Below are 21,034 nucleotides of genomic sequence, written 5' to 3' on the forward strand. Positions count from 1 at the left end.
ATTTTTTGCTCCATTTCCTGAATTTTATGGGTATCACTCATGGGTTCGATGATTTGGCGAATTTGCTTTTTACGGTGAGCAGAATATTTATAAAGCCATTTGTAGACCGCTGCTCGGGTCACCCCATACACTTTACTCACCTGCATCACTGTAGTTAAGTTACGCTCAATTTCCCGAACCTTTTCCTGCTTGAAAGATTCACTGAAGTGACGCACCACTTGCACTTGTTTCTGATTTTCCATTTTTTGAAAGTTTTGTAACTCCCAAAAACGGTCAAGCTATTTTAGTCCTTTACAAAGTGAAAACTGTCCACTGACGACGGTCAACGGTCGACAGCTCGTGGATTTGTACTCCAAACCTCCTTTTCCAGGAAGGGATGAAAAGAAAAAAACCGTGAGCGTTTCCACTCACGGTTTTATAGATGTCAATTTTCGATTGCTTTCTGCTGTAAACTGCCTACTGCGACTGAAAACTGATCACTGCAAATTGGCCTATACTTCGAAGCCTTTTCTGTAAGTTCTGGTCACGAACTGGTTTGCTTCCTCCAGGTTGGTGATTCTCATGTTTTCACCATCCCACAGCAGTTTACGACGTCCGAAGAATTCGTCTCTGCCTTGGGCATTTTGACGCTTGAGCATGAAGCTGCGGATGGCCAAGTTACCCATCAAAACCGTCTCAGTAAATGGTCCGGCATAGTCGAAAGAAGATGTGAGGCCTTTGTGCTCTGTAGAGCCAAAGCCCGCCTTACAAGCATCCACCCACTTGCGCTGATGTCCATACTCAGGTTCTGTGTTTTCAAGACGATCTGGCCCAAACTCCTGTGTGCCGTCGTAGAGATACAACTTTGGCATCAGAGGTGAGGAATCGTTGATGTTGTGAGAGATGATTCCCTTTTCACCGATCAGCAATACTCCGTTGGCGGAATTGGCGCCCCCAAGCTCGTGATCTGCAGGAATGATGTCAGGGTGGGAAGGACGAATACCGCCATCCATCCAGGTCATTTCCAACGGTACCGGATTTTTGGCAGTCGGTGCGTAGTGAAGTGTGATCGAGGAAGAAGCCGGGCAGCCTTCAGGATTGTAGATGGCACTTCCCAGTTTGGAGTACAGGGTGCCGACGGAGCATTCCGCATCGGTCGGGTACTGAAGTCCCAGGGTTCTAAACGGAATATCCATCAAGTGGCATCCTACGTCACCCAAAGCGCCTGTTCCGTAATCCCACCAGCCTCTCCAGTTGAAAGGATGCAAGTTTGGTGTGAAAGGGATCTCAGGTGACGGGCCGAGCCACAGGTCCCAGGACAATGGATCTGGTTTTGCACTGGCATCAGGAGTCGGGAAAGCACCTCCTTGAGGCCAGACCGGACGGTTAGTCCAGACTTGAACCTTGGACACTTTACCGATTTTGCCTTCATTCATCCAGCCTTTGATCATGTCCATCAATGGGTTGGAAGCACCCTGATTTCCCATTTGGGTCACGACTTTTTGGTCGCGGGCCATCTGTGTCAGCAGTCTTGCTTCACGGATATTGTGGGTCATCGGTTTTTGCACATAGACGTGCTTGCCGCGTTCCATGCAGAATTTAGCAGCCGGTCCGTGCACGTGATCCGGGGTGGAGATCGTCACCGCGTCGATGTCTTTTTCCTGCTCCAGCATGATGCGGTAGTCGGCATATTGCTTGGCATTTGGGAAGTTTTTGACCGATTCTTTGGCAGAACCAGCGAAGTCTACGTCGCAAAGGGCTACTACTCGTTCACGTCCGTTGACGGAGGCGTTCAAGATATCGCTTCGGCCTTTTCCACCTGCACCGATAGCGGCGATGTTAAGCTGATCAGAGGGTGCGGTAAATCCCGTGCCTCCCAGGACATGCCTGGGGACGATGAAAAATGAAGATGCAATTGCTGCATTCTTGATAAAGTCTCTCCGGGTTTGTCCCGCAGAGGGTTGCTCGGGGTTTTTCATGGGCTATAGTAATTGTGAGGTTTAATAGTAAAACAAAATAAGAATTAAAGTGTCCTGTGGGTAAAGAATTTATAAGAAGACTGAATATCGGGGATAAAAGACTATTTCAGTCCATAAGATTTTCGCCCTACACCCAAGGATGGTACGTCGGATTGCTTTTTAGATTTTGCATGAAGAAAAAAAAGTCGCCGAAACCGAAGGAAATTAAGAAATCGATTGCGGTTTTGATGGAGAATGAAATAGAGCCTTTTTTGCCTTAAAAATTCTAATTTTAGCTCAGTTTGGGCAAGATTGAATCAGGTGTGATTTCTCTTAAACCAAAGCTTTCCTTTACTTTGAGTAATAATAGTCGAAAATAAATTTTGTCCCAGCCCAGAACAACCTTATAAAATGGTAGTCGGAGTCATCAAAGAGACCAAGGAATTTGAAAAAAGAGTAGCGCTCAGTCCTGATGTGGTTAAGCTGCTCAAAAAGAAAGAATTTGAAGTCATCGTCGAAGCGGGAGCTGGCGAAGGATCTTATTTTTCGGATCAGGACTATGTGGATGCCGGAGCCAAAGTGGGCTCAGCCTCAGAGGTGTATGGAGCCGATGTCCTGCTCAAGGTCAACCTCTTCACGCTTGAAGAAATCGCCCGGATGAAGAATGGAGGTGCATGTATTTCCTACATGTATGCCTATCAGTTTCCCGATGTGCTGGATGCGATGAACAAGAAATCCATCTCCTCCTTTTCCATGGATGCCGTGCCGAGAATCTCCCGTGCACAAAAGATGGATGCCCTTTCGTCCCAAGCCAACCTTGCGGGGTACAAATCGGTCATCCTTGGAGCGAATTATCTCGGAAAGATCTTTCCGCTGATGATGACCGCCTCGGGTACGATCACTCCTGCGAAAGTCCTGATTTTCGGAGCTGGTGTAGCAGGTTTGCAGGCCATTGCTACCGCCAAGCGCTTGGGTGCCATTGTGGAAGTGAGTGACGTCCGTCCCGAAACCAAAGAACAAGTAGAGTCACTCGGCGGTAGGTTTCTGACTGTAGAGGGTGCCGAAACGGTCAAGATCGAGGGCGGCTATGCCAAGGAAGTCTCTGCGGAATTCCTCGAAAAACAACAGAAACTCATCCGTGATAAAATCAAGGACGCGGATCTGGTGATTACCACGGCACTCGTCATGGGGAAAAAATCTCCGATCCTAGTGACGGAGGATATGGTGAAAAGCATGAAAACCGGCTCGGTGATCGTGGATATGGCGGTAGAGTCCGGCGGAAATTGCGCCATCTCCGAAAAGAATAAAACCGTGGTCAAACATGGTGTGACCCTAGTCGGTGAATCCAATTTGCCTTCCCTTCTGCCTGTCAATGCCAGCCAACTCTACGCGACCAATATTTCTACGCTCTTGCTTCATTTGGCTACCAAAGACGGATTCGCATTGGATCTGACAGAGGAAATCACCAAAGGAGTCCTGATTACCCATCAGGGAGAATTGGTCCACGAATTCACCAAAAGTATCATCAATAAATAGACCCTCAACGATGAATGCATCAGCCTTATTGATACTAATCTATGTCCTTGTCCTGGCCAGTTACCTGGGATTTGAACTGATCTCCAAAGTCCCCCCGACGCTCCACACGCCACTCATGTCCGGATCGAATGCGATCTCGGGGATCACGATTGTCGGCGCTTTGATCGCCTGCAACGAGATGGGGTACACCTCCATCGCCAAGTGGCTGGGAATGTTTGCACTGATCCTGGCTACCATCAACGTGGTGGGTGGCTATGCAGTGACAGACCGTATGCTTAAAATGTTCAAGAAGAAATGAGTATTGCCATAGAAATAGCCTACCTGATTGCCTCGATTTTATTCATCACGGGCATCAAACTACTGGGTAAAACCAAGGATGCCCGCAGAGGCAACGTGCTGTCAGCGATAGGAATGCTGATTGCGATTGTAGCGACGCTTTTGACGATCAACGTGCTCACGTTTGTGGAGATTTTTGTCTGTATTTTGATCGGCGGAGCCATCGGATTGTTTTATGCGACCCGGGTTGCCATGACCAAAATCCCAGAGATGGTCGCACTGTTCAACGGATTTGGGGGGTTGGCCTCTTTTGCCGTTGCGTTGTCAGACTACTTTCTGAAAAGTGAAATTTCGGCAGCGTCGCTGGACGCAGTTAATCTCACCAGTATTATCCTTTCGGTCTTGATTGGCGGAGTGACCTTCACCGGTTCCATGATCGCTTACCTCAAACTGGACGGCAAAGTCTCCGGGCAGCCAATCACCTTTAGTGGTCAACACCTGCTCAATCTCGCGCTGTTAATTGCTTTTGTGATAACCTCAGTAATGGTCTTTCTTGATCCTACCAATTTGATTTTGATTGGGATCTTGGTTGGCATATCCTTGCTTCTGGGGATTCTCACCGTGATTCCTATCGGTGGAGCGGACATGCCGGTGGTAATTTCTCTTTTGAATTCCTATTCAGGCATGGCGGCTTGTGCCACTGGCTTTATCCTGAGCAACAATGTACTGATCGTGGCGGGTTCGCTGGTCGGCGCCTCGGGGATTATCCTCACGCAGATCATGTGCAAAGCCATGAACCGCTCCCTGACCAATGTACTCTTGGGAGGTTTTGGACAAACTGTAGCGACAGGCGGGCAAGATGGCCCAGCCATCGTCGTCAAAGAAATCGGAGTCGAAGAGACCGCGATGTTATTTGACGCGGCATCTTCTGTATTGGTCGTGCCGGGTTATGGAATGGCTGTCGCACAAGCGCAGCACGTGATCCGCGAGCTGATGGAGCAATGCGAAAAGCGTAATATCGACTTCCGATTTGCTATTCACCCTGTCGCCGGACGGATGCCTGGGCACATGAACGTGCTCCTTGCTGAGGCGAATATCAGCTACGACAAGCTGATCGAGATGGAAGCGATCAACGACGACTTCCCGAATACAGATCTGGTCTTCATCGTGGGCGCGAACGACGTCGTCAACCCAGCCGCCCGAACCAATCCTCAAAGCCCGATCTACGGCATGCCGATCCTCAATGCTGACAAAGCGAAGACAGTGATCGTGAGCAAGCGAAGCATGGGTAAAGGATACGCAGGAATCGAAAACGAGCTCTTCGGCTATCCAAACTGTCTGATGCTCTTCGGTGATGCCAAGCAGACGATCACCAAAGTGGTGAGCGAGATGAAGGATATGAGTTGATTTTTTCTCCCTAAAACAAAACAGGCTTTCTCAGAAATGGGAAAGCCTGTTTTGTTTTAGATGCAGATGATTTACAAAGTCAGGCGCTTGGATGTCGATACTCCGGTAAATCAAAATGCCCCGCTAATTTTAGGACAAGTTCAGATGCCATGAGTCTCCCAACAAGGCGGTTTTCAATCTGGCAAAATTATTGTAACGAGCTCGTACATGCATCTATCTCTACTTACCTCCTTTTTGCTGACTTGGGCAGCGGTATTCAACCAGATCGAATACAAGCAATTGATTGGAAGCTGGCAATTGACCCATTTTGAGGGGATGGAGAAGCTGGTCAATTCTTCCCAATACCAAACTGCTAACGCTATGGAGCGGGCAAGCATGGATGCGAGGATCAACTATAGGCTGGAAAATACGGTCTATCAGTTTGAGGCCGGGGATGTCTTGAAGTTTACGGATTTTGAGAATCAGCAGGTCGTCCAGAAGGAAGCCAAGATTGAACTGATCGAGGGAAATATGCTGCTGATCCACGAGGAAAAGGGAGACCGACTTGCCAAGATCATCGAGTTTACCGACAAGAAAATGGTGCTGCTGCCAGTCAGCAAAAGCTCAGCATCTGGGAAGTTGATTTTCGAAAGAATCGAAAAGAAATAACCTTTCGACCCGCTCAGGCTCAAAAGCGACCAGTCGCGGCTCACAGCCATCCGAGCTTTGAAAGATCAAAAGAGAAGTGAAACACCCTTAATATAAACTAAAAGCCTCCTGAGTTTCTCAGGGGGCTTTTTACTTTAGGGGCAATTCATATTGCCTTGACAACAGCTGGAAGCTTTTCCGATGCCAAACTGTACTGCCGAATTTTTCGATTCCTTCACGATGGGCCAGGGTGGGGTAGCCGGCGTTTCGCTCCCATGCAAAATGCGGAAATTCCTCTGCCAGTCTTTCCATCATTTCGTCCCGGTAGACTTTTGCCAGGATAGAGGCCGCCGCAATGCTGGCCATCTTTCCGTCTCCTTTAATAATGCAGGTATGAGGATAGCTCAGGTCGGATCTCCAGCGATTGCCGTCAATGAGCAGATGTTCCGGCACTATTTTCAGTTGAAGAATCGCACGCTTCATAGCCAGAAAAGACGCGTTGAGGATGTTGATCCGGTCGATCTCTTCTACGCTTGCCTCGGCGATCGCCCAAGCCAGTGCCTTGCTTTTGATCTCTTCTATGAGGTCTTCCCGGTTGGCTTTGCTGAGTTTTTTGGAGTCATTGATCCAGGGATTGATGTAGTCGCCCGGCAGGATCACGGCGGCAGCAACCACGGGCCCTGCCAAACAACCTCTGCCCACCTCGTCACAGCCTGCTTCGATGCGGTTAGCTTCTAAATAGGGGAGTAATGACATCGTGATTGACTTCGTCGGTTTTGTAGTATTTGTGGATCATCTCCGCTACCAGACCTGTCCAGCCGGTTTGATGCGAAGCGCCGAGTCCTTTGCCCGAATCCCCATGGAAATACTCGTAAAAGAGAACGTAATCCTTGAAATGGGGATCTTCTTGGAATTTTTTATTCTTACCATACACGGGGCGATGGCCATTTTCGTCTTTCATGAAGATCTTCATGCACCGGAGACTGAGCTCCTTGGCGATGATGTCCATCGTGATGAATTTGCCCGAACCAACGGGATACTCGATCGAGAAATCTCCGCCGTAGTAGAAGTCAAATTTCTTCAGCGACTCGATGATCAGGAAGTTGATCGGAAACCAGATCGGTCCCCGCCAGTTGGAATTCCCGCCAAACATCCGGGTGTCGGACTCTCCCGGTGTGTATTTGATAGAGAGGATTTCCGAATTGATCTTGAGTGTGTAGGGGTTCTTTTCGTAGTATTTGGACAGCGAGCGGATCCCGTAATCGCTGAGAAACTCGTTCGAATCTAGCATGCAGCGGAGGACGCTTTTCATGCGGTGTCCACGTAGCAGAGAAAAAAGGCGACGCTTGTCGTAGCCGGGCTGGATCCAGCTGGAGACCAATGCCGCGAGTTTGGGTTTTTCCCGCAGGAAAAAATCCAACCGTTTCTTGAACTCGGGCAGATTGTCAAACATGTCCTCACGGATCGGCTCCACTGCGAAGAGCGGGATCAAGCCAACAATGGACCGTACTTTCAGCTTCTTCGGTTCTTTGCCCTTGTAGTGGAAGATGTCGTAGAAGAAGTTGTCCTCATCATCCCAGAGTGACATATGCTCGGAGGAGATATTGTTCATCGCTCCGGCGATGTAGAGGAAGTGCTCCAGAAATTTGGTCGCGGTGAATTGGTAGACCTTGTTAAACTCGCACAGATCGAGCGCGATACGGAGCATGTTCAGTGAAAACATCGCCATCCAGGAAGTACCGTCCGCCTGTTCGAGTTTTCCCTGATAGTACTGCGCGTGATTTCTGTCAAACAGGGAGATGTTATCCAGGCCCAGGAATCCTCCTTCGAAGATGTTGTTTCCTTCGGAATCCTTGCGGTTAACCCACCAAGTGAAGTTGAGCATGAGTTTGTGCATGGCCCGCTCCAGAAATTCCTGATCACCTTTGCCCCCGTTGGCCTTCTTGTCGATCTGGTACACCCGCTGCACGGCATAGGCGTGGATGGGTGGGTTGACATCGGAGAAGTTCCACTCATAAGCGGGAATCTGCCCGTTGGGATGCATGTACCATTCGTTGAGCAGGAGCAGCAGCTGGTTTTTGGCAAATTCCGAGTCTATCCTGGCAATGGGGATGCAGTGAAACGCCAAATCCCAGGCGGCATACCAAGGGTATTCCCACTTGTCAGGCATGGAGATGATGTCATAGTTTTGCAGGTGGCGCCAGTTGTGGTTTCGTCCTGATTTTCGCTGATCTGGCGGTGAATAGCGTCCCGCATCGCCCTCCAGCCAGCGCTCGACATCATAGTAATAAAACTGCTTTGACCACATCATTCCGGCAAAGGCTTGCCTTTGGATGGATTTCAGATCTGGATCGGTTACCCGCTCTTGAATCGTCTCATAATACTCATCTGCTTCTTTTCTTCGCAGATCCATATTTTCGTGGCATGCATCCAGTGGATTGTCCTCCAGCTGATGCTGCATGCGCATCTTGATCGACTTGGAGCCGCCGGCGGGGATTTCCAGCTCGTAGATTGCGGCAGCCTTGGTCCCAGTATTTTGAGGATTCAGTCTGGCGCGATTTCCCTCGACGATGAAATCATTGATCCCGTCCTTGGTGTATTTGCGTTCGTTGGGGATTCCATAAAGTTTCTCCCGGTTGGTTTCGTTGTCGCAGAAGGCGAGGTCCTTGTTGGAACAAAAAGTGAAGATGTAATTCCCGGTTTTGGGATTGAAAGCTTTGAAAGAACGGTCGTCGAGCTTGGTGATCCTGGGCATAAAGGGCTCATGCCCAGTAAACCAGGTTTTCCGAAACCACACGGTCGGCATCAGGGTGAGTTTGGCCGCTTCCGGGCCTCTGTTGTGCACAGTGACGATCGAGATGAGGTCTTCCGTGTCGTTTTTGCCATACTCGATGAAGATGTCAAAGTACCGGTCCTCGTCAAAGATCCCCGTGTCGATCAGTTCGTATTCGTCTTGAAGCTTGCCTGCTGTTGCGTTTTGGTCGACGAGTTTTTGGTAGGGAAATTCCGTCTGAGGATACTTATAGAGCATCTTCATGTAGCTGTGAGTGGGAGTGGAGTCGAGGTAATAGTAGATCTCCTTCACATCCTCACCATGATTTCCCTGGTTACCGGTCAGGCCAAATAGGCGCTCCTTGATCATCGGATCTTTGCCATTCCAAAATGCCCAGGCCAGGCAAAGCTTCTGCTGGTGATCCGAGACCCCGGCTATTCCCTCCTCGCCCCATCGATAGGCTTTGCTTTTGGCGTCTTCGTGCGTCACGTTTTCCCAAGCCGCTCCATCTGGGCTGTAATCTTCCCTGACGGTTCCCCACTGGCGCTCGGTCAGGTAAGGGCCCCATTTCTTCCAATGCTTTAGGTGCGCCTTATCCTCCTGTAATCTCTTATTTTCAGCTGACATGTAGGTCTTATAGGTTGGGCAAGCCTCGAAATTAGAATTTTCTCGCTATTAACTCTAAAGAAAAGCCGAAGGTTTTTTGTTCTACACTTGTAGAATTGAAATATGCTTCTACATTTGTAGAAAAGATTGTAAAATGAAACTCTCCCGCGGCGAAGAAGAACTGATGAACTATCTCTGGATGCTGAAGAAGGCCTTTATGAAGGACTTGCTCGATGCCTATCCGGAACCCAAACCGGCAGCCACGACCGTGTCCACTCTTCTGAAGCGCATGCAGGAAAAGGAGTTTGTAGGCTACGAAACTCACGGTAATTCACGGGAGTATTTCCCGCTGGTGAGCAAGGAGAGCTACTTTTCGAAGCATATCAAAGGATTGATCAAAAATTTCTTTGACGATTCGCCTGCTCAGTTTGCCTCCTTTTTTACCAAAAAGGTGGATCTCTCCGAAGCCGAGTTGCAGCAAATCAAAACACTGATTGATGACAAATTAAACAAGAAGAACTAATGGACTATCTGCTCAAATCCATGCTTTGCCTGTTGGCTTTGCTGTTCATTCACCGGCTGCTGCTACAGCGGGAAGTGCTGCACCGCTTCAACCGGTTTTTTCTTTTGGCCTCCGTGTTGGGCTCATTTTTTATTCCGCTCTATACGATCGAAGTGCCGGTACAAAAGACTGAGTCCATCGCCTTTGAAGCGGTGTCGACGGAGGAAAATGGGGATTTTGAGCACGAGCGCTTTTCAGCGGTGGCGGAAGCGGAAATCCCGGAGGCAGTCGTCGGGGATGAATCAGCAGCGGCTCGAGTTGCCACCAGTTCCTTTCCTTGGGAGAAAGCCCTTTGGGTAGCTTACTTCATTATCTCAGCTGTGTTCTTGTTCCGTTTTCTGAGAAATTTTGGAAGGCTTTTGCATCAAATCCGAACCAATCCACGCTTGGCTTATCGAGGCGAAACCTTGGTCTTGAATCCAGATCACCGATCTCCTTTTTCATTCTTGAAATACATCTTCGTCTCTCGACGCAGCTTTGAGCAGGAGGGGATTTCCGATGCGGTTTTTGCCCACGAGCGATGTCACGTACGGGAAAAGCACAGTTGGGACATCCTGCTTGTCGAAGCGCTGCTGGTGCCGTTTTGGTTTCATCCGGGCTTACATCTGGCCAAGCAAGCGATCAAGCTCAATCATGAGTTTATCGCGGATCAAGCCGCGCTCAGCACAACTTCGATTCAGGATTATCAGCAGCAGCTTCTCAATATTTTGCTGGACGGACCGACTCAGCGCATGGTCAGTAGCCTGAATTTTTCCCTCACCAAGAAGCGGATGGAAATGATGAAAAAGGACGGCAAAAACCCTTTCAGATGGCTGAAGATTTTGGTGCTGGTCCCGTTGATTGGAGCCCTAGTTTATTTCTTCAGAGAAAAGGTGGAAGTCCAGCCCGAAGAGGAAGGTATCGAGAGCCAAGTGTCGGCGACAGTGACCTCCTTTGAGGAGGAAGAGATGAAAATCAAAATACTCTCTGACCGTTTAGTAGAGGTTGATGGCGAGCCTATACCGATCGAAGAGTTGTCCAAATGGCTGGACGAAATCAAGGCTAGTCAACCAGTCGTGCGATTCTCTACTGATCCTGGTGTGAAAATGGGCACTTTGGCGGATGTGCAGGAGATCTTGAGAGGAATGGAGATGCGGTGGGTGGTGTTTGACAAGCAAGGTCATGAATGGGAAACATCAAGTAAGGAAAAGGATAGTGAAGAATACTATCGTCACGCCTACATTCTGGTTGAGGACGAAAACATGAACTACACCCGCAAATCCTACGGACAGCTGATCGAAGAGGAGAAAAAGAGACTTCTCGGCCCATTCATAATGAAGCCCACAGGAAGTCCAGGTCCAGCTTTGTATGAAAAGTGGAAGGATAAGGAAACCTATGCGATATGGATAGACGGTATCGATATTGAAAATGACCGGCTAAATGATTATTTGGCAGTAGATTTCAAGTATTATTTTCAATCCGGCGTGATGAAGAATGCCCGATCAAAGCAGTTTCCCCAGCCCTACCAAGTTCATCTTTATACGAAAGATTATGGCCTCCCAAATCCACTAACCAATCAAGATACCATTACCCTGACTTCTAGATTTGTGACCTGGGGAAGGGATATTTCCAAATACCCTGATCCCAACACCGCCTATCTTCAGAAAAACGCCCGCTATGAAAACCTGAGAACGTCCGGGACGATCTATCCGCAGAAAAGTGCCCAAGAGAAGGCTTTGTTGGATAGTTTGTATAGGGAACTGAGTGATGAATATTCCCAGTCCTCAGACAAAAGGAAAAAAAGTCTGAAACAGCCAATTTCCCCTGATTCGGATAGTCCAAGAAATGGAAATGCTACACAAAACAACGGCGAAAAAATAGCTGTTCAAAACAAAGGGTCTCTCGGTGGGAAAGAGCTGGTCTATGCATTCGCGTCGTCTAATGGAAGCAGAAGCGCAGGATTGCAGGAATACTTGGCTCTTTATGGTAAGTACCAAACTGTCACGTACGAAAATAGACTATTTGAACAGCCTGTAGTCTGGGGTGTTTTGCATCAGCAGAAGATGTTCAAGCAGTTGGAAGCCAAGTACAATGGGCTGTCCTTTGAGGAAAGAAGACAGGTTAAGCGTGCGACGTTTCCGTATGTCAAGATGGAAAGTGGCGGGAAGGAAGTCTTCGTGAAGATCGAAGACCTGACACCACAGCAAAGAAGGGATTTGGGCTGTTAGCCAGCCCAAATCTGGAGCGTATTCCTACGTAAGGATAACTGAAATAAGCAGTACCTTAAAGAACTTACTTACCATAAATGACCGACAGTATGATGCCTATAACCAAGAATTTCGCCGCATTGCTAAGAGTTGGCTTATTTATTCCAATTGGAGCGATAATGATTTATACTTTTGGTGACAAGGCGCTTGCCGATTCAGGATCCAACAAAGGAGATTCTACTGAAGCAGTCAGTGGAAATTGGGAGGGTGATAAATCTCCCGCAATGGCCGCCTATCTGGACAAATACGGCAAGTTTCAGGTGAAAGCCTTCGAAAATCTGATCTTCAAAAATAGGTCAGCGGAAGAAATTCAGGCACTTTTTGGAGAATATTTGGAGTTTAATGTCCTGTATCTTGACCTTACCATTGAGGAAAGGATGCTGGTAAAAAGACCTGATTTTCCCTACGTCAGATTGGAAAAAGAGGGACGATCGTATTACAAAAGACTGAACGAACTGAATGCAGAGGAGCGAAAAAGTATCGGCTGCTAGTTCCCGTCGATCTGCAATCAGCTTTTTTGCCAATGCCAGTTTTGCATTAGTTTGATTTCCAGTGAATTTCGAATGAACAAAGAGCCAATTTGTCGGAATAGAAGACATTTAGACTGTGCGAAAATCAAAACTTATGAAGAAAATCCCCCTTCTGTTCCTGATTTTGCTGGGCTGCTCTGACAAGTTTATCTCCACAAAATCCGGATTGCAGTATCAAATCTTGGAAGAGGGATCTGGAATTCGGGCTCAAGCTGGCGATGAAGTGTTCATCTACGAAACGACCAGCTATAGAGGTGGTACGGTCCTGTATTCAAATTACGACACCACTTCACCGGTCAAAGTTTTGATTGGCGGAAATCAAGCAACCGCCGCTGTGGATGAAGGACTGAGAGGAATGCAGGTTGGGGAAGTCCGGAAGCTTGTCGCCCCGCCTTATCTCGTAAAGTGAAGCGGCTATCCGCCAAATGTTTCGCCTGACTCTACTTTGCTTATCAAAATGAAATTGGACAGAATCGAACGGAAATAGAGTCTATCGAAACTGTAGGGACGGCGAGGGCTCAATTCCCGTGTCTGACCCGATTGACGTTTCCTGGGATTCAGCTTGCTCGATGAGCTGTCGGAATATACTTGGCCAGTTGCCATTCCAATCCCTGATTTCCGCAGAGGAGTGAAACCGTAAGCCTGAGATTGCTTGGTCAAACTTTCCAAAATCAAACATTTCGGAGGCGATCCCTGCCCCAGAAGTCTCAGCATCCAGCGCATTGCAGGCCTGTTCGTACTGCCCCGACACGGGTATCATCATAACGGGTTTTCCCAAGTACATCGCCTCGCACACCGATTCAAATCCGGCCGTACAGACCAGACCCTTGCAAGCGGCCATGTCCTGAGGAAATGTTTGATCGTTGACCTGATGGAAGCTGAGATTGGGGAGTGGGAATTCGGTCTCAGCTGCATCCTTTTTATCCCAATAGGCTTTGATTTTAAGGTTTGGATTTCCCTTGGCAAAGTGAATCACCTCTTCGGCATAGCCCGGATTGACCATGTAGGTGAGGTAGAAATTTCCATCTTTTGGCACCAGTTTCTTCACTTCCTGTCGCAAAAGAGGCGGAACCACGCGGAAAGAAGCGGCGGGATTTTCCTTGGGTAAAAACGAAAGTGCCAGTCGCTCGTCTGCACCCAAAGCAGTCAGGTAGGTGTTGATCTGGAAGAGCGCTTTGTCCACAACTTTGTTTGGGACAAAGGGAAATTCAGGGTGGTGGATCAGATACTGATGGCCAATCACCCAGAAGTGAGCATTTGGGCGAAAAAGAAAATTGTAAAATCCACCGAGCAGATCGTAGAAATTAAGAATCACGTCCGGCTGGGTTTCCTGCACCAGCTGGTCAATCTTCTTCAGACTCCCCCAAAATGTGCGCAACCTCAAGCTATTTTTCCAAAGGGTCTTTCTGATCAGGATCTTCTTGCTGGAGCTGTCACATTCGAAGTTTGGGCTGTCGACAGCATGAATCGGAGCTTTGATTTCCCGGTTGAAAAAGTCGGGAATCCGCCGCCGCGGGCTTTTTCCCACGATCACACCGGAGAGTTCATGGCCTTGTGAGGCGAGCAAGCTGGCAAAAGCAATGGCCTGCGTCATGTGGCCTCTTCCTTCGCCCTGGACGATAAACAAAAACTTCATCAGAGTCGAATGCTTGGAGGCGTGATGTCTTCGTCGTCTCTGGTTTCGAAGGAAACCTGTCGCATTGGGACGATAGTGGCTTCTGAAGACGGGTACGCGCTGATTGGCGCCTGATTTTGGATGCCCTTGAAGTCTATCTCGCGGTAGTAGATCAGTTGCCAGTTGCCTTCGTGATCTTCAGCCAGCGCGCTCATCGTCTCCACCCAGTCGCCGGAGTTGAGGTAGTGGATGCCATCGATCATCCGGTTTTCGGCCTTGTGGATGTGTCCGCAGATGATCCCGTCGCAGCCCTTGGCTTTAGCCATCTTGGCAAGTTCGGTTTCGTAGTCGTCGATGAAGGAGACCGCTTTTTTGATCTTACTTTTGATGTACTGCGAAAGTGAATAGTAAGGCAGTCCAGCCTTGAAGCGGTAATAGTTGACCACTCGGTTGAGCCAGAGGAGGAAGGTATAGCCCACGTCACCGAGGTATGCGATCCAGCGGAGATTGGTGGTGACCGAGTCAAATACGTCTCCGTGGGTGATGAAGTATTTCTTGCCTTCGGACTCGTAGGTCATGTCAGTCAGGATATGGAGACGGCCGATCTGAAGAGGCAGGATCTGCTCCAGAAAATCGTCGTGATTACCCCGGAGATAGTAGACGTTCGTCTGGCTTTGCTCGATCATCTTCAGGATGCGGTTGAAGAAGCGAGTGTGTTTTCGCTTCCAGCTGCCCGATTTCTTGAGTTGCCAGCCGTCGATGATGTCGCCGTTGAGGATGAGGTTTTCGCAGCGGTACTGCTTGAGGAAGCGGGAGATCTCCTTGGCTTTGGAGCCTTTCGTTCCCAGGTGAACATCAGAAATGACGATCGTCTTGAAGGATGTCTTCATTCTACTGGTTTTGCTCGAAAATTAGGGCGCCAATGTAAATCCATCATGTTTAGGTTGTTATGGATTTGTTTTGAATTCGGAATTTTCTTTTGCGGAGATGAATTGCAGGTTACGGAAAGATGAAAAAGACGGGTCTCGGATTGAATGATTGGAAAATTTCAAAATTGAAAAATTAGATCGTGAGATACATCTTACCTTTCGTGCAGTGCGTAAAACTATTTTTTCATCATCCTGTGACAAATTCCTGAGTGATGCGACTAATGGTGTAAACAGGTGTAAATGGCTACAGAAGCTGATTTGAAAAGTGCGTTTATCTCGATGATCCAAGCCAATCAGGGCTTGGTCAACAGCCTCTGTAAGCTATACTCGCGATCAGACGAGGAAATGAAAGACTACCGTCAAGATGTGTTGCTGGCTCTCTGGCAGGCGTTCCCAAACTTCCGGAAGGAATCAAAGATAAGCACCTGGATGTATCGGGTGGGGCTGAACACCTTGATTTCAAACCATCGAAAGAAGAGCAGCCGAATCGTCACAGAGCCTTATTCCGAAGCGGCCGAGCTTCATCCGTCTTCAGAAGCAGGTTCAGATGATGGATTGCTGGTACTGCAGCGAGCCATCGGCATGCTCAATCCGATGGACAAGGCTGTGGTCATTCTTCACCTGGAAGGGTACGCCCACAAAGAAATCGCAGATCTGCTCGGCCTCTCTGAGACCAACGTCAGTACCCGGCTCAATAGAATCAAAAAGCAACTCGAAAAAAGTATCAAATCATTGGAACATGAATCTATCTAATCTAGCCCCTGCTTGGCAGCAGTATAAGTCGGTGAACAGCCTGACTGATATCCCGGAGGCGGAAATTTTATCGGCTATTGAGCCCCGGAGGACCGGCGCGGGCAAATTTCTTTTGAAGCGGTTTGTTCAGAATGCATTTGCTTACTCGCTGTTGATTTTTGCGCTCCATGGCTGTGCTGTCTGAGCTGTCTCCGCTGCTCTTGTCGATCCGTTGGGACCATGACGGGAGCATTTGGAATCTTGGTTTTTATGACCTGCGCTGGTACTCGGTTCTGTTTGCAGCAGGATTTGCCCTGAGTTTTTTTCTCCTTCGAAAACGATTCAGAGACGAACTGGTGCCGGAGGAGAAGGTGGATACGCTGCTTGTCTACATCCTGTTTGCGACGATTTTTGGAGCAAGGCTTGGGCACTGTTTCTTTTACGAGTTGGACTACTATTCCCAGCATCCCATTGAGATTTTGCTTCCCTTTCATTTTTCTCCCCAGCTTGAATTCACCGGATTTCGAGGGCTGGCGAGTCACGGCGGAGCGATTGGGATCGTAATTGCGATCCTTGCTTACAGCAAGATTGAAAAGATGAATGTCTATTGGGTGATGGACAAGTTGGCTCTGGCGATTCCGCTTGCCTGCGCGTTCATCAGGCTGGGCAATCTCTTCAACTCTGAGATGGTCGGCCATTCAACTTCCGTTCCTTGGGCGGTGGTATTTCTCCAACTGGACGACGTGCCACGCCATCCTGGCCAGTTGTACGAGGCCATCGCCTATTTCTCGATTTTCCTATTTTTAAATCTCTTTTATCAGAAATTCAAAAAGCAAGATGGGTTCATCTTCGGGCTCTTTTTGGTCTTGATGTTTTCGGCAAGGTTCGCCCTTGAGTTCTTCAAGATCGACCAAGTTTCATTTGAGTCTGAGATGGCCCTGAATATGGGGCAACTCTTAAGTGTTCCGTTTATCCTTGCTGGCATTTATCTGATGGTCAGGAAGGTGAAATCGAATGAAGGGCCAGGTGTTTCAATTCCCGAAAGGGCCTCTTAAAACTTGAGCCGAAAAGTCCCAAATCTTTATAAACGGTAAGCAACCTTCCTTCCTCACTTTTTAGCTTCGTCTCAACGAAAAACCAACTCAAATGAGGAAAGCTATACTTGCGTTTGGGATGATTCTGGCCTCGCTGTCAGGATTTGCCCAGGAGAAAATCTATCCCGGAAACTACGAGCTTGCGGCTCGTTTTTCTCCCGAGAAAATGAAAAAGGTGGTCTTCTCGACCAGCGTGGATGCACACTGGATGAAGAAATCGGACCGGTTCTGGTACGAATACGAGACTTCCGACGGGAAGAACTGGTACGTGGTCGATCCGGTCCGCAAGACCAAAACCCAACTTTTTGATAAGGACAAGCTTGCATCCGAGATCACCAGAGCTGTGAAGGACCCCTTTGACGGACAGCATCTGAAGCTGGACGATCTGAAGCTGATGGAGGACGAAAACACGATTCGGTTTAAAGTGAAAAGTACCGCCGAGGTGCTGAAGTCGGACTGGGCAGAGATCAAAGAAAAGAACAAAAGCGCCAAGGACTCCATGGAGAAGAAGACTCACACCTTCCTCTACAACATTTCCACGCAGCAATTGACGGAGATTGCCACGGAGAAAGACCCCAAGCGTCTGGCGTGGGCGAACATTGCCCCAGACTCGTCCAGAGTCGTGTACATGAAGGATTTCAACCTCTATTGGATGGACAAAGCCAACTTCCTCAAGGCGGTAAAAGACGAAAAAGACTCGACCATCGTGGATAATCAGCTGACTACAGACGGGGAAAGGGACTACAGCTACGGCTTTGGTGGCCGTGGGGATGACAATGTGGAGGAGGAGAAAAAGGCAAAAGAACGCAAGCGAGTCGGCGCGCTGTGGAGCACAGACAGCAAGCAGTTTATCCTGACACGCACGGACGAGCGCGCGGTGAAAGACCTCTGGGTGCTTCACAATACGAAGGATCCCCGTCCGACTTTGGAGACCTACAAGTATGCCATGCCTGGCGAAAAAGAGCAGCCGAAGACCGAACTGCTTCATTTTTCCTTCGAAAACATGGAGTTGAAAAACCTTCCGATCGATACGTTCAAGGACCAGACGGTCAACCTCTGGTCGACTACTCCGGCGACAAACACGAGAGACGATGACTTCCGTCCGGCTACCTGGTTGGGGGACTTGAATTCATTCTATTTCGCAGTGACTTCCAGAGATCTGAAGAAGGTGGATGTCCTGAGATGGAACCTCTCCACTGGCCAAAAGGAAATCCTGATTGAGGAGCGAAGCAATACCTACATTGACTTTGAGAAGTTGGAGATCGTAGGGAATGAGTTGATCTGGTGGTCTGAGCAGGACGGATGGGGGCACTACTACTTGTACGGGAAAGACGGGGCGCTTAAGCGTCAGCTGACATCCGGGCCTTATCATACAGCCGGTGCGGCGCGGGTGGACGCCAAAGCGCGGAAGCTTTACTTTACCGCGAATGGGCGTGAAAAAGGCGAAGATCCGTATTATGAACACTTGTACAGCGTCAGCTTAGACGGAGGAGCAGTGACCTTGCTCAATAAAGGTGACTTCAACCACGATATCAGCATCAATGACAACGCGAGCTTTTTTGTCAACAATTTTTCAAGAGTAAATACAACTCCGGTGACTGTACTTTACGATAAAAGCGGAGCGAAAGTCATGGACTTGGAGACTGCGGATCTGAGCCAGCTTTTTGCCGCAGGCTATCAGTTTCCCGAGCCATTTAAGTTCAAAGCCGATGATGGAATCACTGATCTGTATGGCGTGATGTACAAGCCCTTCGACTTTGACTCGACCAGAAAATACCCCATCATCGAGTACGTCTATCCGGGACCTCAGACCGAAGCGGTCAACAAGGCTTTTGGCAGAAGTCTGGATCGCACGGATCGCCTGGCGCAGTTTGGATTCGTGGTGATCACTTTGGGAAATAGAGGCGGACACCCGGCCCGATCCAAGTGGTACCACAACTATGGCTATGGAGATCTGAGGGATTACGGCTTGGCGGATAAGAAGGCGGCTATCGAGCAGCTCGCGGACAGGTATGACTACATCGACCGCAGCAAAGTCGGGATTCATGGGCATTCAGGCGGCGGATTTATGTCCACGGCGGCGATGTTGGTCTATCCGGACGTGTTCAAAGTGGCCGTTTCTTCCGCAGGAAACCACGAAAACAACATCTACAACCGTTGGTGGTCTGAGAAGCATCACGGGGTGAAGGAGCAGGTTTCGGCAAAAGGTGACACGACCTTTGTCTACCAAATCGAGAAAAATCCCGAACTGGCACAGAACCTCAAAGGTCATCTCATGCTCAGCACCGGCGACGTGGACAACAATGTCCACCCGGCCAATACAATCCGTATGGCCAATGCTTTGATCAAAGCCGGAAAGCGGTTTGAGTTTGTAATCCTTCCGGGTCAGCGACATGGCTTTGGTGACATGACCGAGTATTTCTTCTGGAAGATGGGTGACTACTTTGTTCAGCACCTGTTGGGTGACAACACGCCTCCTCCGGTGGACATGATCGAGATGCAGCGGGACAAGCCGAAGGAGAAATGAGAATTGTAGAATTATGAATTAAAAGTGAAAAGCCCGATTCTGGAAGGATTCGGGCTTTTTTGTTTCTGGTTGCGGCTCGTCAGAATTCCTTTTTCAGGATTGTATAGTTAACCGAATCGTCAAAAATCTTGACAGGCATTCGGCTGTCGGAATCCGGAAGCTTATGAATCGGCATCCGGCTCTGAAAGGACATTTGAGAGGGTATAGGGAAAATTGATGTAATCTCCCGATCTATTGAGAGACTTCTTGGCAGAAATGGGATCTTGGAATTATTGAGAGTGGTATCCAGAGTAAAGGATTGAAGGTTCTCGGGGAGCAGAAATTTAGAGCCAGGCAAGAGGAGCGGCTCATCAAACTTGAAGTCTGGTATTTTGTGCTCCTGTGCCATCCCTTTCGTGGCAAATCCCAAAATCAAGAACAAAATACTTCCAAAGATTTTCATCGCAGGTTGGGTTGTGATTGATTGAAGATACTTACGGAACGGACACTTTCAAAGTTTTTAGAACGTGGGCGGGTGTGTGCACTATAGTTGTTTACAAGTTAGAGTTCATAAAAAGTCGTGTCATTGTGGATTCACTTTACCTAAAGTAAAGCAGAATGTATTGAAATGAAATAGAATGACGTTGAAATAAGTTGTTTTATTGACTTTTCCAAAAAACAAAAAAAGCCTCTGAATCAATGACTCAGAGGCTTTGGGAGATGTTCTTTAAGGATTACCCGACTAGATTACCTTCTTCATCCCATTGGGCGATGGTGCCGCGCTCTTCGGGTTTGAGGTAGAGGTCTTTGTATTTGTCGGGGTTGGCGAGGCCGTACTGGTCGAGGACTTTTTGCGGGACGCCGTCCCAGACGTTGGGGGTGTTGCCGCGGTAGTCCATGTATTTCCAGCCGGCCTGCGTGGAGAAGTACCCCGAGCAGGTCAGGTTGCGCAGCATGTTGAACCAGCGGACGGCACCGGCATACTCCGGAGCGGCCTTGTCCGGCCAGGCGACCAGCTCCACGATCTGGATGACCTGGTCTTTGCCCAGCTCGTTGAAGGACTTTCCGAACAGTTCGTCCGACTCGAAGTCCAGCCACATCAGTCCGCCCCGCATCGGGGTCTGGTTGCCGGGCTGGTCCTTCATCATGAACTCGATGAAGTCGGGCACTTTGAGTTCCGTAGCCGAGGGAGAATCCTCGCCTGCGGGCAGAATGATGTCCACGAGGGTATTGAGCTTTTTCACTTCCGCTTCGGTGAAGAAGGTCTCGGAGAGCAGCTGTGAATCCCGGAGCTTCTCCTCCTCGGTCCTGCCGCCGATCGTGCCTCCGGTGAGGACTTGGTTCTGTACGGCAACCTGCTCAGGCTCGCAGCCTGTCAACAGCAAGCCCGCTCCCACGGAGCCTGTAAAGAGGAGTTTGAGGTTTTCTCTTCTGTTCATGGCTTAGATGTTTTTTTGTTTGAGTTGGTCCACGATGTATTCGGAGGTCCTCCAGGAGAGGGCCAGGATCGTCCAAGTGGGGTTTTTGTCTGCCTGGGACACGAACGAACCCGCATCGACGACAAAGACGTTTTTGCAGTCGTGTGCCTGGCAGTTGGAGTTGACTACCGAAGACTTCGGATCGTCTCCCATCCGGGTGGTGCCCACTTCGTGGATGAT

The 21,034-nt window shown here is 48.9% G+C and carries 21 protein-coding genes; 12 read left to right on the forward strand and 9 right to left on the reverse strand.

What is annotated here, in order from left to right:
* Both G459_RS0123165 and G459_RS0123170 read right to left on the reverse strand, forming a co-directional pair.
* The coding region (locus G459_RS0123165) for a transposase (protein ID WP_026969733.1) at nucleotides 1-242 on the reverse strand (242 nt) is incomplete at its 3' end.
* Between the two features lie 249 nt (nucleotides 243-491).
* Nucleotides 492-1,958, reverse strand: a complete 1,467-nt coding sequence (locus tag G459_RS0123170; RefSeq protein WP_026969734.1) for a Gfo/Idh/MocA family protein — start codon at nucleotides 1,956-1,958, stop codon at nucleotides 492-494.
* 390 nt (nucleotides 1,959-2,348) lie between these two features.
* Here G459_RS0123170 and G459_RS0123180 point away from each other — a divergent pair, with 390 nt between their 5' ends.
* The 4 genes from G459_RS0123180 to G459_RS0123195 all read left to right on the forward strand — a co-directional run bounded on the left by G459_RS0123180 (nucleotide 2,349) and on the right by G459_RS0123195 (nucleotide 5,804).
* Nucleotides 2,349-3,473: a Re/Si-specific NAD(P)(+) transhydrogenase subunit alpha gene (locus G459_RS0123180; RefSeq protein ID WP_026969735.1), complete on the forward strand. Its 1,125-nt coding sequence runs from the start codon at nucleotides 2,349-2,351 to the stop codon at nucleotides 3,471-3,473.
* Nucleotides 3,474-3,483: 10 nt separating this feature from the next.
* Nucleotides 3,484-3,771 (forward strand): NAD(P) transhydrogenase subunit alpha part 2, encoded by a 288-nt coding sequence (locus G459_RS0123185; protein WP_026969736.1) that lies wholly within the window; start codon nucleotides 3,484-3,486, stop codon nucleotides 3,769-3,771.
* A complete protein-coding gene (locus G459_RS0123190) occupies nucleotides 3,768-5,156 on the forward strand; it encodes an NAD(P)(+) transhydrogenase (Re/Si-specific) subunit beta (RefSeq protein ID WP_026969737.1) in 1,389 nt (462 codons plus the stop codon). The genes G459_RS0123185 and G459_RS0123190 overlap by 4 nt, the downstream gene beginning before the upstream one ends.
* A gap of 207 nt (nucleotides 5,157-5,363) precedes the next feature.
* A complete protein-coding gene (locus G459_RS0123195; RefSeq protein WP_026969738.1) occupies nucleotides 5,364-5,804 on the forward strand; it encodes a hypothetical protein in 441 nt (146 codons plus the stop codon).
* Between the two features lie 129 nt (nucleotides 5,805-5,933).
* Here the strand turns inward: G459_RS0123195 and G459_RS0123200 are convergent, their stop codons facing one another.
* The gene (locus tag G459_RS0123200; RefSeq protein WP_026969739.1) at nucleotides 5,934-6,539 is read right to left on the reverse strand and encodes a ribonuclease HII; all 606 of its coding nucleotides are present in this window, start codon (nucleotides 6,537-6,539) and stop codon (nucleotides 5,934-5,936) included.
* Nucleotides 6,511-9,183, reverse strand: a complete 2,673-nt coding sequence (locus tag G459_RS0123205; RefSeq protein WP_026969740.1) for an MGH1-like glycoside hydrolase domain-containing protein — start codon at nucleotides 9,181-9,183, stop codon at nucleotides 6,511-6,513. The genes G459_RS0123200 and G459_RS0123205 overlap by 29 nt, the downstream gene beginning before the upstream one ends.
* 133 nt (nucleotides 9,184-9,316) lie before the next feature.
* Here G459_RS0123205 and G459_RS0123210 point away from each other — a divergent pair, with 133 nt between their 5' ends.
* The 4 genes from G459_RS0123210 (at nucleotide 9,317) to G459_RS28390 (ending at nucleotide 12,909) form a co-directional block, all read left to right on the forward strand.
* Nucleotides 9,317-9,685, forward strand: a complete 369-nt coding sequence (locus G459_RS0123210; RefSeq protein ID WP_026969741.1) for a BlaI/MecI/CopY family transcriptional regulator — start codon at nucleotides 9,317-9,319, stop codon at nucleotides 9,683-9,685.
* Nucleotides 9,685-11,931, forward strand: coding sequence for a M56 family metallopeptidase (locus G459_RS0123215; protein ID WP_026969742.1), 2,247 nt, complete (start codon nucleotides 9,685-9,687; stop codon nucleotides 11,929-11,931). The genes G459_RS0123210 and G459_RS0123215 overlap by 1 nt, the downstream gene beginning before the upstream one ends.
* 158 nt (nucleotides 11,932-12,089) lie before the next feature.
* Nucleotides 12,090-12,461 (forward strand): hypothetical protein, encoded by a 372-nt coding sequence (locus tag G459_RS0123220; protein ID WP_026969743.1) that lies wholly within the window; start codon nucleotides 12,090-12,092, stop codon nucleotides 12,459-12,461.
* Nucleotides 12,462-12,594: 133 nt separating this feature from the next.
* A complete protein-coding gene (locus tag G459_RS28390; RefSeq protein ID WP_051315390.1) occupies nucleotides 12,595-12,909 on the forward strand; it encodes an FKBP-type peptidyl-prolyl cis-trans isomerase in 315 nt (104 codons plus the stop codon).
* Between the two features lie 81 nt (nucleotides 12,910-12,990).
* On the opposite strand, the gene G459_RS0123230 is transcribed toward G459_RS28390, so the two are convergent.
* Both G459_RS0123230 and G459_RS0123235 read right to left on the reverse strand, forming a co-directional pair.
* Nucleotides 12,991-14,136: a glycosyltransferase family protein gene (locus tag G459_RS0123230; RefSeq protein WP_026969744.1), complete on the reverse strand. Its 1,146-nt coding sequence runs from the start codon at nucleotides 14,134-14,136 to the stop codon at nucleotides 12,991-12,993.
* Nucleotides 14,136-15,005 carry a UDP-2,3-diacylglucosamine diphosphatase gene (locus tag G459_RS0123235; protein WP_026969745.1) on the reverse strand — a complete coding sequence of 290 codons (870 nt, stop codon included), beginning with the start codon at nucleotides 15,003-15,005 and terminating at the stop codon, nucleotides 14,136-14,138. The genes G459_RS0123230 and G459_RS0123235 overlap by 1 nt, the downstream gene beginning before the upstream one ends.
* A 279-nt stretch (nucleotides 15,006-15,284) precedes the next feature.
* Between G459_RS0123235 and G459_RS0123245 the strand changes: the two genes are divergently transcribed.
* From G459_RS0123245 to G459_RS0123260, 4 genes are all read left to right on the forward strand, one after another.
* Nucleotides 15,285-15,797 (forward strand): RNA polymerase sigma factor, encoded by a 513-nt coding sequence (locus tag G459_RS0123245; RefSeq protein WP_035456813.1) that lies wholly within the window; start codon nucleotides 15,285-15,287, stop codon nucleotides 15,795-15,797.
* On the forward strand, nucleotides 15,784-15,981 hold the full coding sequence (locus tag G459_RS0123250; RefSeq protein WP_026969747.1) for a hypothetical protein: 198 nt from the start codon (nucleotides 15,784-15,786) through the stop codon (nucleotides 15,979-15,981). The genes G459_RS0123245 and G459_RS0123250 overlap by 14 nt, the downstream gene beginning before the upstream one ends.
* Nucleotides 15,965-16,831, forward strand: coding sequence for a prolipoprotein diacylglyceryl transferase (gene lgt, locus G459_RS28395; RefSeq protein WP_084454669.1), 867 nt, complete (start codon nucleotides 15,965-15,967; stop codon nucleotides 16,829-16,831). Before G459_RS0123250 ends, lgt begins: the two co-directional genes overlap by 17 nt.
* A 91-nt stretch (nucleotides 16,832-16,922) precedes the next feature.
* Nucleotides 16,923-19,397, forward strand: a complete 2,475-nt coding sequence (locus G459_RS0123260) for a S9 family peptidase (RefSeq protein WP_026969748.1) — start codon at nucleotides 16,923-16,925, stop codon at nucleotides 19,395-19,397.
* 79 nt (nucleotides 19,398-19,476) lie between these two features.
* Here G459_RS0123260 and G459_RS0123265 read toward each other — a convergent pair whose 3' ends face one another.
* The 3 genes from G459_RS0123265 to G459_RS0123275 form a co-directional block, all read right to left on the reverse strand.
* On the reverse strand, nucleotides 19,477-19,839 hold the full coding sequence (locus tag G459_RS0123265) for a hypothetical protein (RefSeq protein WP_026969749.1): 363 nt from the start codon (nucleotides 19,837-19,839) through the stop codon (nucleotides 19,477-19,479).
* 271 nt (nucleotides 19,840-20,110) lie between these two features.
* Complete coding sequence (locus tag G459_RS0123270; RefSeq protein WP_026969750.1) at nucleotides 20,111-20,815, reverse strand: gluconate 2-dehydrogenase subunit 3 family protein; 705 nt, start codon at nucleotides 20,813-20,815, stop codon at nucleotides 20,111-20,113.
* A gap of 3 nt (nucleotides 20,816-20,818) precedes the next feature.
* Nucleotides 20,819-21,034: GMC oxidoreductase (locus G459_RS0123275; protein WP_026969751.1), on the reverse strand; the 216-nt coding region annotated here is incomplete at its 5' end.

Origin of the sequence: Algoriphagus terrigena DSM 22685, assembly GCF_000429445.1 — a bacterium.
Taxonomy (GTDB): Bacteria; Bacteroidota; Bacteroidia; order Cytophagales; family Cyclobacteriaceae; genus Algoriphagus; species Algoriphagus terrigena.

Coding starts and splice junctions, on each gene's coding strand:
- G459_RS0123230 (WP_026969744.1), bottom strand. CDS start 14,136: ATGAAGTTTTTGTTTATCGTCCAGGGCGAAGGAAGAGGCCACATGACG.
- G459_RS0123250 (WP_026969747.1), top strand. CDS start 15,784: ATGAATCTATCTAATCTAGCCCCTGCTTGGCAGCAGTATAAGTCGGTG.
- G459_RS28390 (WP_051315390.1), top strand. CDS start 12,595: ATGAAGAAAATCCCCCTTCTGTTCCTGATTTTGCTGGGCTGCTCTGAC.
- G459_RS0123190 (WP_026969737.1), top strand. CDS start 3,768: ATGAGTATTGCCATAGAAATAGCCTACCTGATTGCCTCGATTTTATTC.
- G459_RS0123170 (WP_026969734.1), bottom strand. CDS start 1,958: ATGAAAAACCCCGAGCAACCCTCTGCGGGACAAACCCGGAGAGACTTT.
- G459_RS0123195 (WP_026969738.1), top strand. CDS start 5,364: ATGCATCTATCTCTACTTACCTCCTTTTTGCTGACTTGGGCAGCGGTA.
- G459_RS0123210 (WP_026969741.1), top strand. CDS start 9,317: ATGAAACTCTCCCGCGGCGAAGAAGAACTGATGAACTATCTCTGGATG.
- G459_RS0123270 (WP_026969750.1), bottom strand. CDS start 20,815: ATGAACAGAAGAGAAAACCTCAAACTCCTCTTTACAGGCTCCGTGGGA.
- lgt (WP_084454669.1), top strand. CDS start 15,965: ATGGCTGTGCTGTCTGAGCTGTCTCCGCTGCTCTTGTCGATCCGTTGG.
- G459_RS0123260 (WP_026969748.1), top strand. CDS start 16,923: ATGAGGAAAGCTATACTTGCGTTTGGGATGATTCTGGCCTCGCTGTCA.
- G459_RS0123245 (WP_035456813.1), top strand. CDS start 15,285: ATGGCTACAGAAGCTGATTTGAAAAGTGCGTTTATCTCGATGATCCAA.
- G459_RS0123235 (WP_026969745.1), bottom strand. CDS start 15,005: ATGAAGACATCCTTCAAGACGATCGTCATTTCTGATGTTCACCTGGGA.
- G459_RS0123180 (WP_026969735.1), top strand. CDS start 2,349: ATGGTAGTCGGAGTCATCAAAGAGACCAAGGAATTTGAAAAAAGAGTA.
- G459_RS0123200 (WP_026969739.1), bottom strand. CDS start 6,539: ATGTCATTACTCCCCTATTTAGAAGCTAACCGCATCGAAGCAGGCTGT.
- G459_RS0123220 (WP_026969743.1), top strand. CDS start 12,090: ATGATTTATACTTTTGGTGACAAGGCGCTTGCCGATTCAGGATCCAAC.
- G459_RS0123265 (WP_026969749.1), bottom strand. CDS start 19,839: ATGAAAATCTTTGGAAGTATTTTGTTCTTGATTTTGGGATTTGCCACG.
- G459_RS0123215 (WP_026969742.1), top strand. CDS start 9,685: ATGGACTATCTGCTCAAATCCATGCTTTGCCTGTTGGCTTTGCTGTTC.
- G459_RS0123185 (WP_026969736.1), top strand. CDS start 3,484: ATGAATGCATCAGCCTTATTGATACTAATCTATGTCCTTGTCCTGGCC.
- G459_RS0123205 (WP_026969740.1), bottom strand. CDS start 9,183: ATGTCAGCTGAAAATAAGAGATTACAGGAGGATAAGGCGCACCTAAAG.